This window comes from Peribacillus sp. SIMBA_075 (assembly GCF_046534585.1).
In genome coordinates, this window is record NZ_JAWRYN010001133.1 from 1 (window position 1) to 253 (window position 253).

The 253-nt window shown below is 36.0% G+C and carries 1 protein-coding gene; it reads right to left on the bottom strand.

What is annotated here, in order from left to right; translation table 11 throughout:
* Positions 1–253, bottom strand: a 253-nt coding sequence (locus SB775_RS31840; protein ID WP_410865283.1) for an SNF2 helicase associated domain-containing protein, incomplete at both ends; no start/stop codon positions are given.

Sequence of the window (253 nt, forward strand, 5' to 3'; positions counted from 1 at the left end):
GACAACCAATCAATTCTGTCTTTTCTTCTCACTCGAATAAGTGGTGCTGTAGCCCCTTTATGAATACGTAGTTTAATTGCTGTCGTCACATAAATGTCAACCAATCCTTTTAACGACGGAACGACGTGATATAAAAAGTTATACTCAGCCTCTTCATTATGCATAAAATAACCGCCTTCTGTTTTTGCAAAGGCACTTTCACTCATAATGTCTAAAATCTCTTTTTCCTTTTTCTCATCACGATTAAAAACAG